Raw genomic sequence first — 15,374 nt, 5'->3', positions numbered from 1 at the left:
GTGTGCTATACTAAAGAGGAAGGAGGATGGATCCATGGTACATCTACATGCTCGCAGTTATTATTCGTTGCTTCGATCGCCACTATCGATTGCCTCATTAGTGGATACGACCAAATCGATGGGGCTGGAACACGTAGCCCTGACGGATTGGAAATCCATGTATGGTACGATGGCCTTTTGGTCCTATGCCCAAAAAAAACAGATCCATCCGATTCTTGGCTTGGAAGGAGATTGTCAATATCATGAACAAACATTCTCCTTTGTGTTTCTTGCCAAAAATGATCAAGCGTTGCAGCAGCTGTATCATGTTTCCACCCAATGGATGCATGAAAAAGAATATACTTTGGATGAATTGGCCCAGCAAACCAGTGCCTGCATCGTGATAACGACAGATAGTTTTGAGCGATGGGTCAATCATAAAGAAACCGATGTATTGATCGAACATCTAACCCATTGCCAATCTTTATGGAAAGATTTTTATGTAGGAATCGCCAAGAATGATTCTATTTATCGAAAAGAGATCAATCAAAAAATAAGGGCTTGTGCCCAGAAACAAGGCATGCCTACGGTCGCTTTATCTTGCATCTATTATCAAAAGCCGGAAGATGTCAAGCAATTGCGGATCTTACGAGCCATTGCGAAACAAACGACGATCCAAGACCAGACCTTAGATGTCCAAAATGATCGATATATTCGAACGGATACGGAAATGAAAAAACTTTATGATTCGGCTGATCTTGAAATGACCGATCACATTGCACGTCAATGTAACGTTCAGATGGCCATGACAAAAAGTCATCTACCACAATTTGAAAATAAGCTTCATATCGATAATACCGCTTATTTGATCAAATTATCCAAGGCGGGTCTGGAAAAACGGATGAATCACAATGTGCCAGCAACCTATGTGAAACGGCTTGAATATGAACTCTCGGTAATCGTTAAAATGGGGTTTACCAATTATTTTTTGATCGTCTGGGATTTTATTCGCTATGCCCGTTCACAAGGTATTTATGTCGGGCCTGGACGAGGATCCGCAGCTGGCTCGCTGGTTGCCTATTGTTTAGGTATTACCCATATTGATCCAATCAAAAATCATTTATTGTTTGAACGCTTTTTAAATCCAGAACGTATTTCGATGCCCGATATCGATACCGATTTTCCCGATGATCGACGCGATGAAGTGATCGAATATGTACGCCAAAAATACGGCGATGCTCATGTGGCTCATATTGTCGCTTTTAATACCATGAAGGCCAAGGCCGCCTTACGAGATGTGGCACGGGTATTGAATTATCCCATTCGTAAAGTGGATGCGATCGCTAAAACTTTGAATCGGGAAACCTTGTTGGAGGCGTATCAAAACAATGCATCCTTTCATCGATTGATCGATCAAGACAAAGAAAGTCAGGAATTGTATGACTGGGCAGCAAAAATTGAGGGAACACCGCGACATATTTCTTTGCATGCAGCCGGTATCGTGATCTCGGATCAGCCCATCGAAAAGATTTGTCCGCTAGTGGCTGTGGATGAAACCATCCAAGCTACCCAATTTCCGATGGAATATCTAGAAGATCTCGGCTTGATCAAAATGGATTTTTTGAGCATTCGTAATTTGACCACGATTGCTTCAATCGTAAAAGCCATTGAAACCGATCAACATCGCACCATCGATATTTTAAAATTACCTTTAAACGATGCGAAAACCTATCAATTGTTTTCAAGAGGAGATACCATGGGAGTCTTTCAATTGGAATCCGATGGTATTCGTAAATTGTTGATCCAGATGCAACCCAAGCGATTTGAAGATATTGCCGCTGTATTGGCGCTGTATCGTCCCGGACCTATGCAAAATATCCCTATTTATTTAGAGAATCGCAAAGAGCCGCGCAAGATCCAATATTTGGATCCGCGATTAGAACCCATCTTAAAAGATACCTATGGAATCATAGTGTACCAGGAACAAATCATGCAGATTGCGCAAACGATTGGTGGTTTTCGTTTGGCACAAGCCGATAATTTACGAAAAGCCATGGGAAAGAAAAAGATGGATCTGATGGTTTCGTATCGCCAACAGTTTATTGATGGTGCAATACAGAATCAATGCACCAAAAAAGTGGCGGAAGAAATCTTTGACTTGATGGAACGATTTGCGGAATATGGTTTTAATAAATGTCATAGTTATGCCTATGGCATGGTGGCATATCAAATGGCGTATTTGAAAGCCAATGTGCCTTTATATTTTTATCAAAGTATCTTGAATAGTGTCATTGGTTCGGAATCCAAGACGAGCATGTATATCTATGAATGTCAAAGACGGCACATCCCGATTTTGTATCCAGATGTCAATGCATCCCAAAATGGCTATACGATCGAAAAGAAAGGCTTACGCATGCCACTGGAAGTCATGAAAGGCATTGGCCAATTGGTGCATCAACAATTGGAGCCAGGAAAACCTTATAAGAACTATATTGATTTTGTGGTTCGCTCTTCTGCGCAAAAAGTGAACGAATCCAATATGCGCATCTTGATCGATGGCGGTGCTCTGGATGGTTTTGGTTTGAATCGAGCCACCATGCAAGAAGCTTTACGGGATGTCTTACAATATGCATCGATCGTACAAACAAAAACCAATGAAGGGGTTTTGTTTAATTATGATATTGTATCGCCCCCTAGGATCTTGCCGATGAAAGAAGATCCATTGGCTAAATCAAAAAAAGAAAAACAGGTATATGGCTTTTATTTGACCGAGCATCCCATTGCTCGTTTACGTCAACAAATGCAGCCTTGTATCCCCATCCAACAAGCTTTACAAACGATGGGCTATATAACCATTGTAGGACAGATCAGTCGATATCATATCCACCGAACCAAGAAGACCCAGTCGATGATGTGTTTTCTTACTTTAGAAGATGAGAGTGCACAAATGGATATTGCGATCATGCCGCGTATGTATGAAAAAGAAAAAGAAAACATCCAAGTCGGTGCGTTTGTGAAGATCCATGGGAAAAAGGATCGATCGGATTCGATGATCGCGAATGCACTGACATGGATCAAAGAAAAGTAAAAAAAGATTGACGTGAAGGGGTCCTTTGGATAAAATACTATTGTTGCAGACTCCGCAGTCGGCAACCGCACAGAAAAGGTTTGAAAGATGCTTCGCACACCTTAATGGCGAGTATTCATGAATAGGAGGTGCACATATGTACGCAATTATTGAAACTGGCGGAAAACAAATCAAAGTTGAACAAGATGCTGTAATTTATGTTGAAAAATTAGCGGCTAACGAAGGTGATGAGGTCGTATTCGACAAGGTATTGTTCGCAGATGGTAAAATTGGAAAACCATATGTAGAAGGTGCAAAAGTTACAGGTGTCGTTGAAAAACAAGGAAAAGGTAAGAAGATCACGATCGTAAAATACCGTCCTAAGAAGAGTTCAACTCGTCGTAAACAAGGACATCGTCAACCATATACAGCTGTGAAGATTGCTTCTATTGAGGCTTAGTAATGTTCATTGCTGTTCACGAGCAAAGACATCAAAAAAATTGGGAACTCATCGTTGTAAGTGGGCATGAAGATCAGCAAGAACATGAGCAATATGCTCTTGTATGTGCACAAGTGAGTGCCATCAGTGTAGGGATTCTCAACAGCATTGATCAACAATGCCCAAACAGTTGTGAGCTCACCATGGAAGATGGCTTTGTGAGTATTCATGTAAAAGAGTCTACCCCTCTTTTACAATCGATCCTTGAAACATTTGTTATTCAATTGGATACGGTGGCTCAAGTGAATTCGAAAATAATCAAAATAAAGAAAGTTGAGGTGTAACCGACATGAAATTCGTTTTAAATAATCAATTATTCGCATCAAAAAAGGGAGTTGGTTCGACTAAGAACGGTCGTGACTCAGAATCGAAGCGTTTAGGATGCAAAGTAGCTGATGGACAAGCTTGCCATGCAGGAAGCATCATTTATCGTCAACGTGGAACAAAGATTCATCCCGGAACTAACGTAGGTCGTGGTGGCGATGACACATTGTTCGCATTAGTGGATGGTGTTGTTAAATTTGAACGTTTGGGAAAACATAAGAAACAAGTTTCTGTTTACCCACAAGCTTAAGACGAAGGACCCCGGCAATACCGGGGTTTTCTTTTAGAAAGAAGGTGTGGAAATGGCAATGTTTGTCGATCAAGTAAAAGTCAATGTCAAAGCCGGAAATGGTGGAAATGGAATCGTCAGTTTTCGCCATGAAAAATATGTTGCTTACGGCGGTCCTTTTGGCGGTGATGGGGGCAAAGGCGGCGATGTCATCTTTGAAGCCGATCCCAATATGATCACATTAATGGATCTTCGTTATCATCGAAAGATCAAGGCGACACCGGGAGAAAATGGCAAGACGAAAAAAATGCATGGAGCCAATGGCCAAGATACCATCGTGAAGGTGCCTTTAGGCACGATCGTAAAGCATGCAGATACGGGTCAAATTGTAGCGGATCTTACCCAACCGCATCAGCAACAAATTGTCGCTCATGGTGGTCGAGGTGGCCGGGGCAATTATCATTTTAAATCCAGTCGGAACACGGCACCTAAATATGCCGAAGATGGCAAACCCGGAGAAGAATTTGATTGTATCGTAGAGTTACGGGTATTAGCCGATGTAGGTCTGGTTGGTTTTCCAAGCGTTGGCAAATCCACTTTTTTAGATGCGGTCAGCCGGGCCCATCCAGAAATCGGTGATTATCCGTTCACGACACGAGCACCGAACGTTGGTGTGGTGGAAACCAAAGATGGACGCAGTTTTATTTTGGCAGATTTACCCGGATTGATCGAAGGAGCCAGCCAAGGCAAAGGTCTGGGACATGAATTTTTGAAACATATCGAACGTTGTCGGGTCATTCTACATGTGATCGATATGGGTGGTGAAGAAGGCAGGGATCCTGTCCAAGATTACAAGATCATCAATGATGAGCTGGGCTCTTATCAAATGCGCTTGTTGGAAAGACCGCAAATCGTGGTCGCAAATAAGATGGATCTGGATGCGGCAAAGGAAAATCTGCAACGCTTTAAAGCCACCTATCCCGATGTCCCGGTATTTGAAACATGTACGATCATTCACGAAGGATTGGATCCCGTCTTACGCAAAGCAGCGGATCTGTTAGCCAGCACGCCACCATTTCCAATCATGGATGACTGGGGTCAAGATGCTGGGGTTACCTATACTTTGGAAGCCAAACCCAAAGACTTTGAAATCATCAAAGTGGAACCGCATGTCTTTGAAGTCAAAGGGCCAAAAATTGATCGATCCTTTGACATCACCAAGCTCAACACGGAAGAAGACTATTATTTATTTAGTCAGCGGATGCGTTATATGGGCATTGATGATGCGTTGCGTAAAGCAGGTTGTCAAGATGGCGATACGGTTCGAATTCATGGATTTGAATTTGATTTTATTGAAAGCTAGAGCAGAACGATCGTTCTGCTTTTTATTTGTGCTATAATACGAACATGGAAAATTTAGCACAAAAAGTTTTACAATTTATCGTCTCCGATCCAAAAGAATGGGACTATTGGACCCATACGCAAAGGCTGGCTCCCGTTTCACAAGCACCATCTATACAATCGTTTGTGGACTTTATTTCAACCCATAAAGACGAGAAAATCTTTGTGGGTGGTGATTATGATTGCGATGGGATCCTGGCCACAACGATCATGGTCCATGGTTTACGTCGCTATGGCATCGAAGTGGGTTATTATATACCCGATCGCATTCGAGAAGGCTATGGCCTTCATCCCCAAACTGTACAGAAAGCCCATGCCAAAGGGTATACGACCATCATTACGGTCGATAATGGGGTAAAAGCAATCGATGCTTTAGAAAAAGCCAAGTTGTATGGAATGACAACCATTGTAACCGATCATCACGAAATCGAAAATCCCGTACCTTGTGATCTTCTCGTGCATCCAACCAACATGGAACCCGTATTTTCAACTTTATGTGGTGCCGGTGTTGCCTTTGAGTGTATCCGTGCTTTAGGCCTCGCCACCGGTTATGATCTGGAATTGGCTGCCATTGCGAGCATTGGCGATGTCATGATCGTCAAAGGCCAAACGCGAGCCATCATCCAACAAGGTCTAAAACGATTGAATGAGAAAGCGGAATCACATATATCCCCATTGGCGAATGACCGGCAATTGAATGAAGTCAATGTTGGTTTTCAAATTGTTCCTAAATTAAATGCGGTTGGCAGGTTATCCAATTTAGGCAATGTGAATACTGTGGTTCGATATTTTTTATGCAGTGATCGCAGTCAATTGTTCACTTTCCAGCAACAAATCAATCAATTGAATGATCGCAGGAAAGATTTATCCATGCAGATGGTCAATCATGCCAAAGCGAAATGTGCCCTACAAGAAGAGGTCTTATTGGTCAGTGATGCCTCGTATCATGAAGGCATCATTGGATTGGTGGCTGGAAATTTATGCAACGCCTATCATAAACCAGCCATTGTCATGACAAAAAATCAAGAGGGATACAAAGCATCCATACGCTCGCCCGAAGGTTTCAACTGCATGGCCTTTTTGAAAGATTTTCCATCTTATGCCACATTTGGAGGCCATGCCCAAGCGGCGGGGTTTAGTTTGAGTCCGCAAGATTATACCCTTTTCAAAAAATATATTCATGATCGGATCCAGACCTTTCAATGGGAAGAGCCCCATTTGGAAACCCTATCGGTATTGCCGGAAGAATTAAGCCTATCCGCAATCCAAAGTTTAGATCAACTCCGACCTTTTGGGCCTGGTTTTGTCTGTCCTTCTTTTGAATTGATCCATCCTGAAATTCAATCGATGTTTCCCATTCAAAATGGCAAGCATGTACGATATATCTTGCGGAATGGATTGGAATGTATGAATTTCAATCAAACGGAGCAAGAAAAACAAAAAAGTGTGAATCAAATTTATAGTTTTGTCGGTCAGGTACAAATCAATCAATTTCGAGGTCAAAGAAAACCGTCTTTTATCATTGAAACCATCAATTATATTGGCTAGATGAGTCATCGTGTTGTAAAATAGCGATATATAAGAAAAGAGGAAAAGAATAAGTATGGATATTAAAAAGTATATTGCCAGTATTCCTGGATTTCCCAAAGAAGGAATCATTTTTAGAGATATCACACCGATCCTTCAAGATCCAGAGGCATTGCGTTATGTCACACAAACATTCGTGGATTTTGTGAAAGAAACCCAGGCGGATTTTGTGATTGGACCAGAAGCGCGAGGCTTTTTGTTTGGTGTACCCGTTGCCTTAGAGTGCAATTTGGGTTTTGCCCCCATTCGCAAACCAGGCAAATTACCACGCGAAGCGATTTCGGTAAAATATGGTCTAGAATATGGCGAAGATGAGTTATGCATGCATACCGATGCCATCAAACCGGGACAAAAAGTCGTTGTGATCGATGATTTATTGGCCACCGGAGGAACGACACAAGCAGCGATTCAATTGGTTGAACAAATGGGTGGTCAAGTTGTTGGTTGTGGCTTTGTGATTGAATTGGATGATCTTCATGGTCGCGAAAAAATTGGGGATATTCCGGTTTGTTCCTTAGCTCATTATGCGGGCGAATAAATAGTTAAGAAGAAAGAGAGGGTATGGACATGAGTGAATTTAAAGAAGTTTCTTTTGATGAATGTATGGAACATGTGAAAACTTATATCCATAACCCGGACAGTTTAGAAAAGATCCAAGAGGCGTATGCCTTTGCATTTGACGTCCATAAAGATCAAAGGCGCAAAAGTGGGGCTCCTTATATTACGCATTGCATTCAAGTAGCGGATACGTTGGCGCAAATTCATTGTGGGCCACGAACCATCGAAGCTGGCTTGCTGCATGATACTGTGGAAGATTGTGATGCAGTCACATACGATACGATCAAAGAAAAATTTGGTGAAGAAGTAGCTGAAATGGTGGAAGCGGTTACCAAGGTTGGTAAGATTAAGTTCCAAGATGAAGAAGATTATCAAGCGAGCAATCATCGGAAATTGTTTATTGCGATGGCCAAAGATGTGCGTGTCATCTATATCAAATTGGCCGATCGTTTGCACAATATGCGGACGCTTCAATATATGAAGCCCGAGAAGCAACAACGAATCTCTAAGGAAACTTTGAGTGTTTATGCCCCTATTGCGCATCGTTTGGGTATGAATGAGATCAAGAGCGAATTGGAAGATCTTTCTTTTAAATACCTAAAGCCAAGGGAATATGAGAACATCAAAGAATTGGTCCAAACACGGGTTTCCGAACGTAACGAACAAGTCCAAATGATGATCAATGATATCCAAACGATCTTGGATTCATATCATATTCCATATCGTATCTTTGGTCGAAGCAAGCATTTTTATTCCATCTATAAAAAGATGGTCAACAAAAATAAGCGATTTGAAGAAATTTTGGATTTGTATGCGATCCGGATCATTACCGATACGGTAACGCATTGTTATGAAATATTGGGCTATATCCATGCAACCTATCGGCCGATTCCAGGGCGATTCAAAGATTATATTGCGATGCCGAAAGCCAACTTATATCAATCTTTGCATACAACGATCGTTGAACCTACGCATGGTAATATTTTTGAAGTTCAAATTCGTACGGAAGAAATGGATGAAGTTGCGGAACGTGGTGTCGCTGCTCATTGGAAATACAAAGAAAACAGCAATTTCAATCATCAGACGCGCCAAAAAGATATTGAAGACTCATTAGCCTGGTTCCGGGATTTTTCCCAAATGACCGATGAAGAGAGCGAAGATGCCAAAGAATATATGTCCGTTCTACAAAAAGACATCTTTGAAGCCAATGTCTATTGCTTGACACCAAGAGGCCGTGTCATCACCTTACCGCCTGGTTCTTGTCCTGTCGATTTTGCGTATCGCATTCATACCGATGTTGGACATAAAACAGTGGGAGCCAAAGTCAATGGGGCCATCGTTCCATTGAATACACGATTGAATAATGGCGATGTCGTTGAGATCCTCACCAATAAGAATTCACCGGGACCATCGCCAGATTGGATCAAGATCGTTCGGAGTGCGCATGCTCGAAATAAGATTCGTTCTTTCCTGCAAAAGAAAGATCGCGAAGAGCAGAAAGAAATGATCAAACAGGGCGAACAGATGTTGAAAGAGGAGATCGTGCGGCGGCATTTGGATGAAAAACTCATTGAGCCCCAACGATTGGAAACGATCATTGGTTCTTTATCCTATAAAACGTTGGATGATTTCTACATTGGCTTGGCCAATAAGAGAGTATCGATGCAATCGGTCATGGATCGCATTGATACGACTAAGGCCAAAGCGATGGAAGATGATGATATCATCAAATTGTACAACAAGCCAAATCCAATGCGTAAAAAATCCGAAACCGGCGTGATCGTACCCGGTATCGATACGATTGCGGTTTCCTTGGCCAATTGTTGTCAGCCGATTCCTGGAGATGAGATCGTTGGCTTTATTTCACAAGGACATGGTGTGAAAGTCCATCGCAAAGATTGTCCGAATGTGGCACATGAAACCAAGCGATTGATTCCGGTGCAATGGGAAGAGGATCTGGAAGAGAAACAATACGAAGCGCAATTGATCATTTATAGCGATGATCGCAATTATCTATTGAGTGATATTGTGACCGTGATCCAACAATGTAACGTTAATTTACGGCATGTGGATTCAGGTGTCGACACCAATCGATTGACTGCAACGACCAAATTGACCTTGGGCGTGAAAAATGCAGCCCATCTTCAAAATTTGATGTCCAATTTGAAAAAAGTTCGCTCGGTTCGTGATGTGGTTCGTGTCATACAATAAAGAGGTTGTCTTAGGGCAACCTCTTTTGTAGTTCGATCTTGATATATAAAAGCCGAGAAACCATTTCTCTGAAAATATGTTTGGGTCGATGTTCTGGATACCAGATGGCACTGTATTGGTGAAAGTGTTGCTTCGCAATGGCACAAGCCCGACGAGCATGCGTTCCACTGGTAATGATCAATACAGGCTGGTTTTGGATGATTTCTTTGGAGTAGACCATATTTTCCCAAGTATTCTTGGATCGGGTCTCACAGATGATCGGCATGGAACATTGGGCAAGAATATAATTTTTCATCGCAATGGATTCGGTATATTGATTTTTGACGGCACCACCTGTAATTACCAACGTTTCAAATTGATGATCTTGATAGGCCTGAATGGCTCTTTGGCAACGTTTTTTTGCGGATGTGCATAAACTCCCATCTGCATGGGTTGGACACCCTAACAATAATGCATAGGGATAGACGCCCTTGGGTCTGGGAATGGGCGGAAAGTAATATTCATAGACGAAAAAACATACAAGGATCAATAGCAAAAGTAGGATCATTTTTTCAGGACCGCCTTTCTATGAATGGGTCGTGGTTGCACACTGTTATATAGAGTAAGCGTTTGATTTTCAATGAATTGATCAAATGCCTGCATTTCTTTGAATTTGGTGGCACAATCCTTGCCTTTCAATAGTTGTTGGCCTTTTTCATTGAAGCCCAAGACGATCAGTCGATCAAATCGATTGTGATCTTTCATTTTATCTTTGGTGATTTGTAGCAAAATCATCAAACAGGTTCGTTGGATCCGTGAGCGGGAATAGGTCTTGGAAATGGCAGTTTCAAGAAAATCAGACCACGTGTCTTGTTTGGCAGCTTTCTTTAAGCGATATTCAATGCCTTCATTGACCAAAAAATACTGTTCTAAGGTTTCGGGTGGACTCAATTGAAGGAATGTTTTCAAATAGGGATAATAATTTTCCCATTGTTGGTGGGTTTGAAAATAGGTATCATACAATACTGGCTTTCCACTAAAATAGTCCAGACGGGTTTGCGTAGCGGATGGATAGCTTGTATCTCTTTGCATCGATACCGGTTGGATTCCCCTTTTTTTGCATTCGTGCACATAATAGAGGGCCAATTGATCATTGGGCAATATATCCAATTGAAGATTATGATTCATGCTGGTAGAGGCATCGATTGGTTTTGATTGAATCGATTCATAGGTTTTTTCCAAATGATGGATGTCATTGGATTCGGAACCAAACAACAAATGATCGATGGGAATCTGGTGTAGGGCTTGTAAACTGTATTTCGCAAAATAAGCGGCACTTTGTGCCGTGTAACAGACGGGCAGGCCAATCACCAGGTCCGCTCCATGTTCCAAACACAGTCGTGCTTTATCTTCCGGTAAGAGCAAAGAGGGCAGACCTCTTTGGCTGTAATACATGGAAGTAAGGATAACAAGAGTATCAAAATGTTTTTTCGCATAAGCAAGCTGATAGGCGTGCCCTTGATGAAAGGGATTGTATTCAGCAATAATTCCACAGATCGACATACTTATAGTCTAACATATTTTATTGACATTCTTGTGTGCTTTTACTATAATATCAAATGCGACATGAGGTGAAGATCGTGAAATTTACAAAAACAGACTTCTTGCATTCCGAAAATGGAATCATACATATTGATGAACATCTCGCTATGGAAGAAAACGATCTACTCCATCATACTCAAGTCAAGTCCATTCCTGAAGTGCATGTTACGGGCACTTTACAGTTTGACGGAAACGCACTGGTTTTCTCTGATTTGGACATGGACGGTGTGATGATCGTTTGTGATTCGATTACTTCAGAGGATATCGAAGTGACATTTGACACGACGTCGCAATCAACCTACTCATTTGTTCGACTCGATCAATTGGATGAGGATGCCGATGATGAGATCATTGTTGTAAAACATGACTTCATTGATCTTAATCCGGAAATATTTGAAACGGTGTTGTTAGAGGCACCAATCAGCGTGAGTCGATTGCCACGTGACCAATATCCCAAAGGGGATGGCTGGCAATTGCTTTCTGATCAAGATCCGATAGAAGATGAAGATACGATCGATCCACGATGGGCAAAGTTAAGTGAATTCAAACTGGATGATGATGACTAGGAGGTGCGAGCATGGCAGTTCAACAAAGACGAGGATCTAAAACACGTAAGGGAAAACGTAGAAGTCACTATAAATTAGTGCCACCAACATTGGTTCGTTGCCCGAACTGTGGCGAATACAAATTGGCTCACAAGATGTGTTCTTGTGGAGAATATCACGGTCGCCAAGTCGTTGAAAAGTAATCCTTAGGCATAGATGAAGATCTATGCTTTTTTTAATTAAATTTTGTACTTTCCATAGGTTTTGTTTGTTATAATGAAACTAGTGAAGTTAGGAGGTTATCTCATGTTGATCAAAGATGACGCCTTGCGTGCCGCTGTTGCTTCAGCCTTGCGCATTAAAGAAGACGAAATTACCCCAGAAAAGATGAAAGAACTTATCAATTTACAAGTTCCTGGAAAAGAAATTGAATGTTTGGATGGTTTGGAATATGCGGAAAATCTAGAACGCTTAAATGCATCCAATAATAAGTTAGAAACATTAGAACCCATCAAGGATCTTCGCAATCTGGAAGACTTGAATGTATCGATCAATCAATTGCGTGATATTCAAGCGTTGCATGGATTCCGACAATTGAAACGATTGGATATTTCTCGTAATAATTTGTATACGATGGATGTTTCCAGCATTGCCGCTATGATCGATCTGGAATACTTGAACTTGGAGCGTTCAAAGATCGACAGTATTGAATATATCGAGCATTGTCGAAAACTGGAAACGGTCAATATCAATACCGAAAATGGTCCATTTAGCTATGCCATCTTAGGTACTTTGAAGCATTTAAAGAAATTGAAGATGGCAAGAATGCGTTTATTTGATGTGGAGGATCTGACGTATCTATCCCATATCGAAGAATTGGACCTTTCAACCAATTTGATGTCTGATCTTTCACCCTTGTTGTCGATGACCAATCTGACCAAATTGGATGTATCCAACTGTCCTTATTTGACCGAATACGATATATTATCGAAGTTTCCAAGACTAAAGGTCTTAAATCTTTCCTATAATCATCCAAAGAGCTTTGATTTCTTAAAAAAATTACACTATATTGAAGAAATCTATATGGAACAAACCGGATTTACCGATATGCGTTTGTTGAATGGCTTTCCTAGTTTACGTATGGTGAATGTTTCCATGAATGCTTTGACACACTTGGATGAATTTACGAATGTAAAGAATTTAGAGTCTTTTTCGGCTCGTTTCTGTCAGATCTACAATATTGATTTCTTGAAGAATGCCAAAAAGTTGGTTCATTTGGATTTGTATACCAATCATATTCGCAATATTGATGTATTAAAGGGATGCAAAGATATGGTGGATCTGAACTTGGCTCGAAATAGTGTAAAAGATATCAGTTGTCTGAAACAAATGAAGTTATTAGGTATCTTGTCTTTGGAGGATAATGATGTCAAAGATATTCGCGTATTGAGCAATTTGGAAAATTTATGTAATGTTGATCTCTACAACAATATCATTACGGATCTGAGCCCATTAGAAAAATGTCCATTTATTTCTTATTTGCGCTTGGATCACAATGCCATCAGTGATTTGACGCCCTTATCACATCTGCAATTTTTGCGTTCCTTAACCTTGAAAGGCAACTATATCACAGATGTGACCCCATTAAAAGATCTTCAACTCTTGGAAGCCTTACGATTGGATGATAATCCAATTGCGGATACTTCCGTATTGGAGAGCATGGAATTTTATGATAAATTTACTGACTAGGTCCGTATTGACGGACCTTTTCATTTATCTATAGTGTGATAAAATAAAAGCATGGCAAAAACAAAAGCAAGTGGAGCTCGTTTTATAGAGATCCTTTCGATTTTACGCAAACATAAAATTCAACAAGGAATGGATCCTGTAAAATTTCGTGAGATCTTGGAAGATCTAGGACCTACATTTGTGAAGATCGGACAAATCATGTCGACACGACAAGATATGTTTTCACAACGATATTGTAAGGAATTGGAAAAATTAAGATCGAATGTACGTCCCATGCCAATGAGTGATGTAGACAGCGTCTTGACCCGTGCATTTGGTCCGAATTGGCATTCGCTGTTTCCTTATTTTGATGAAGATCCGTTGGGTTCGGCTTCGATTGCTCAAGTTCATGCTGCTAAACTAGCCAATGGAGAGCATGTGGTCGTCAAGATTCAACGTCCCAATATCTATCAAATCATGGAACGCGATATCAAATTGGTTCGCAAAGCCGCTCGGTTTTTGAATTTATCCGATATTGTGAGTTCCGTTGTTGACCTGGATATGGTCTTGGATGAATTTTGGACCACTTCCCAACAAGAAATGGATTTTACCATTGAGGCTCGCTTTGCCAAGCGTTTTAAGGAAATCTATGCCGATGTGAAATATATTGATGCACCCGTCATTTATGATCAATATACGTCCCGCTATGTTTTGGTCATGGAATATATTGATGGGATCGATGTGAATCAATCCGCTCAATTGGATGATCATGGCTACGATCGGACCGATCTAGCGAAAAAATTGGCCTATAACTACATTTCCCAAATTATTGAGAATGGTTTTTTTCATGCGGATCCACATTCTGGTAATATTCGGGTGCGAGATGATGTGATCGTATGGATCGATTTTGGGATGATGGGGATCCTGGATTCACGGGAGCGAGAAATCATGAAGGATGCGGTCCAAGCCATTGCGATGCGAGATACCATGAGTGTCGTGGATGATATCTTAGCTCTAGGAAAGCCCAAAAAAGAAATTGACTATGCGAAATTCATGGTTGAAATTGAAGAATTTATGAATCAATACATCAATATGCCGTTTTCGCAAATCGATGTCGCCAAAATGATCCAAGACGTTTTTGCGATTTGCCATAATTATGGCATTCAATTGCCAAAAGGAGTCTCTATGTTGGCTCGTTCGATGACCGTCATGGAAGCCACCTTGGAAGATCTCGATCCCAATACGAATATGTTGCAGATTGCAGCCAATCATAAAGCCACGATGCGCCAATTTCATTTGAAACATGATTTCAAACAATGGATGCGGGATAATGTACGGGCTTATGAAAAAACCTTACATATTCCGGGGCAGACCAGCGATGTATTAAAGATGCTGGAAAGAGGTCAATTAAAGATGAATCTGAATTTATTGGGCTCGAATCAGCCCATCGCTAAATTGGATCGAATGGTCAATCGTTTGATTGTTTGTATCTTGATTTCAGCCCTCTTATTAGGATCCAGTCTATTATGTATGACCAATATGAAACCCGAAATCTTAGGCATTCCGGCGTTGGGCTTTTTTGGCTTTGTGGTGGCCATCCTGATGAGCTTCTGGCTCTTTGTGAAAATGTTAGTATTGCATCGAAGAAATAAAATGTTTTAAGCG

14 protein-coding genes and 1 other annotated feature are annotated in these 15,374 nt (G+C 41.1%); of the genes, 12 read left to right on the top strand and 2 right to left on the bottom strand.

What is annotated here, in order from left to right; genetic code table 11:
- Positions 1-34 precede the first annotated feature (34 nt).
- The 8 genes from SOS22_RS02810 to SOS22_RS02775 all read left to right on the top strand — a co-directional run bounded on the left by SOS22_RS02810 (position 35) and on the right by SOS22_RS02775 (position 9,855).
- A complete protein-coding gene (locus SOS22_RS02810; protein WP_320596259.1) occupies positions 35-3,067 on the top strand; it encodes a DNA polymerase III subunit alpha in 3,033 nt (1,010 codons plus the stop codon).
- A 53-nt stretch (positions 3,068-3,120) separates the two neighbouring features.
- Positions 3,121-3,192: a sequence feature (ribosomal protein L21 leader region), on the top strand.
- A gap of 11 nt (positions 3,193-3,203) precedes the next feature.
- A complete protein-coding gene (rplU, locus tag SOS22_RS02805; protein WP_128519581.1) occupies positions 3,204-3,506 on the top strand; it encodes a 50S ribosomal protein L21 in 303 nt (100 codons plus the stop codon).
- 2 nt (positions 3,507-3,508) lie between these two features.
- Positions 3,509-3,829, top strand: a complete 321-nt coding sequence (locus tag SOS22_RS02800) for a ribosomal-processing cysteine protease Prp (RefSeq protein ID WP_320596258.1) — start codon at positions 3,509-3,511, stop codon at positions 3,827-3,829.
- Between the two features lie 5 nt (positions 3,830-3,834).
- Positions 3,835-4,119, top strand: a complete 285-nt coding sequence (gene rpmA / locus SOS22_RS02795; RefSeq protein ID WP_128519583.1) for a 50S ribosomal protein L27 — start codon at positions 3,835-3,837, stop codon at positions 4,117-4,119.
- A gap of 58 nt (positions 4,120-4,177) precedes the next feature.
- Entirely contained in the window at positions 4,178-5,461 is a 1,284-nt protein-coding gene (gene obgE / locus SOS22_RS02790) for a GTPase ObgE (protein ID WP_320325823.1), read from the top strand.
- Between the two features lie 44 nt (positions 5,462-5,505).
- Positions 5,506-7,047, top strand: a complete 1,542-nt coding sequence (locus SOS22_RS02785; protein ID WP_320596257.1) for a single-stranded-DNA-specific exonuclease RecJ — start codon at positions 5,506-5,508, stop codon at positions 7,045-7,047.
- A gap of 55 nt (positions 7,048-7,102) precedes the next feature.
- Entirely contained in the window at positions 7,103-7,624 is a 522-nt protein-coding gene (locus SOS22_RS02780; RefSeq protein WP_320325754.1) for an adenine phosphoribosyltransferase, read from the top strand.
- Between the two features lie 29 nt (positions 7,625-7,653).
- Positions 7,654-9,855 (top strand): bifunctional (p)ppGpp synthetase/guanosine-3',5'-bis(diphosphate) 3'-pyrophosphohydrolase, encoded by a 2,202-nt coding sequence (locus SOS22_RS02775; protein ID WP_320596256.1) that lies wholly within the window; start codon positions 7,654-7,656, stop codon positions 9,853-9,855.
- Positions 9,856-9,865: 10 nt separating this feature from the next.
- On the opposite strand, the gene SOS22_RS02770 is transcribed toward SOS22_RS02775, so the two are convergent.
- Positions 9,866-10,402: a YdcF family protein gene (locus SOS22_RS02770; protein ID WP_320325752.1), complete on the bottom strand. Its 537-nt coding sequence runs from the start codon at positions 10,400-10,402 to the stop codon at positions 9,866-9,868.
- Positions 10,399-11,397: a nucleotidyltransferase family protein gene (locus SOS22_RS02765; RefSeq protein ID WP_320325751.1), complete on the bottom strand. Its 999-nt coding sequence runs from the start codon at positions 11,395-11,397 to the stop codon at positions 10,399-10,401. The genes SOS22_RS02770 and SOS22_RS02765 overlap by 4 nt, the downstream gene beginning before the upstream one ends.
- Positions 11,398-11,474: 77 nt before the next feature.
- On the opposite strand from SOS22_RS02765, the gene SOS22_RS02760 reads away from it, so the two are divergent.
- The 4 genes from SOS22_RS02760 to SOS22_RS02745 all read left to right on the top strand — a co-directional run bounded on the left by SOS22_RS02760 (position 11,475) and on the right by SOS22_RS02745 (position 15,371).
- On the top strand, positions 11,475-12,002 hold the full coding sequence (locus SOS22_RS02760; protein WP_320325750.1) for a YceD family protein: 528 nt from the start codon (positions 11,475-11,477) through the stop codon (positions 12,000-12,002).
- A gap of 11 nt (positions 12,003-12,013) precedes the next feature.
- Positions 12,014-12,184, top strand: coding sequence for a 50S ribosomal protein L32 (rpmF, locus tag SOS22_RS02755; RefSeq protein WP_128519590.1), 171 nt, complete (start codon positions 12,014-12,016; stop codon positions 12,182-12,184).
- 103 nt (positions 12,185-12,287) lie between these two features.
- A complete protein-coding gene (locus SOS22_RS02750; protein ID WP_320325749.1) occupies positions 12,288-13,730 on the top strand; it encodes a leucine-rich repeat domain-containing protein in 1,443 nt (480 codons plus the stop codon).
- Between the two features lie 51 nt (positions 13,731-13,781).
- Positions 13,782-15,371: an ABC1 kinase family protein gene (locus SOS22_RS02745; RefSeq protein ID WP_320596255.1), complete on the top strand. Its 1,590-nt coding sequence runs from the start codon at positions 13,782-13,784 to the stop codon at positions 15,369-15,371.
- Positions 15,372-15,374 lie beyond the last annotated feature (3 nt).

The sequence above is a fragment of the Absicoccus sp. genome, assembly GCF_034090965.1.
GTDB classification, from domain to species: domain Bacteria; phylum Bacillota_I; class Bacilli_A; order Erysipelotrichales; family Erysipelotrichaceae; genus Absicoccus; species Absicoccus intestinalis.
This window is presented reverse-complemented; position numbering and strand designations above follow the sequence as displayed.

What these genes read in the sequence shown, in the direction of transcription:
- SOS22_RS02810 (WP_320596259.1), top strand. Translation starts at nt 35, where the DNA reads ATGGTACATCTACATGCTCGCAGTTATTATTCGTTGCTTCGATCGCCA.
- rplU (WP_128519581.1), top strand. Translation starts at nt 3,204, where the DNA reads ATGTACGCAATTATTGAAACTGGCGGAAAACAAATCAAAGTTGAACAA.
- SOS22_RS02800 (WP_320596258.1), top strand. Translation starts at nt 3,509, where the DNA reads ATGTTCATTGCTGTTCACGAGCAAAGACATCAAAAAAATTGGGAACTC.
- rpmA (WP_128519583.1), top strand. Translation starts at nt 3,835, where the DNA reads ATGAAATTCGTTTTAAATAATCAATTATTCGCATCAAAAAAGGGAGTT.
- obgE (WP_320325823.1), top strand. Translation starts at nt 4,178, where the DNA reads ATGTTTGTCGATCAAGTAAAAGTCAATGTCAAAGCCGGAAATGGTGGA.
- SOS22_RS02785 (WP_320596257.1), top strand. Translation starts at nt 5,506, where the DNA reads ATGGAAAATTTAGCACAAAAAGTTTTACAATTTATCGTCTCCGATCCA.
- SOS22_RS02780 (WP_320325754.1), top strand. Translation starts at nt 7,103, where the DNA reads ATGGATATTAAAAAGTATATTGCCAGTATTCCTGGATTTCCCAAAGAA.
- SOS22_RS02775 (WP_320596256.1), top strand. Translation starts at nt 7,654, where the DNA reads ATGAGTGAATTTAAAGAAGTTTCTTTTGATGAATGTATGGAACATGTG.
- SOS22_RS02770 (WP_320325752.1), bottom strand. Translation starts at nt 10,402, where the DNA reads ATGATCCTACTTTTGCTATTGATCCTTGTATGTTTTTTCGTCTATGAA.
- SOS22_RS02765 (WP_320325751.1), bottom strand. Translation starts at nt 11,397, where the DNA reads ATGTCGATCTGTGGAATTATTGCTGAATACAATCCCTTTCATCAAGGG.
- rpmF (WP_128519590.1), top strand. Translation starts at nt 12,014, where the DNA reads ATGGCAGTTCAACAAAGACGAGGATCTAAAACACGTAAGGGAAAACGT.
- SOS22_RS02750 (WP_320325749.1), top strand. Translation starts at nt 12,288, where the DNA reads ATGTTGATCAAAGATGACGCCTTGCGTGCCGCTGTTGCTTCAGCCTTG.
- SOS22_RS02745 (WP_320596255.1), top strand. Translation starts at nt 13,782, where the DNA reads ATGGCAAAAACAAAAGCAAGTGGAGCTCGTTTTATAGAGATCCTTTCG.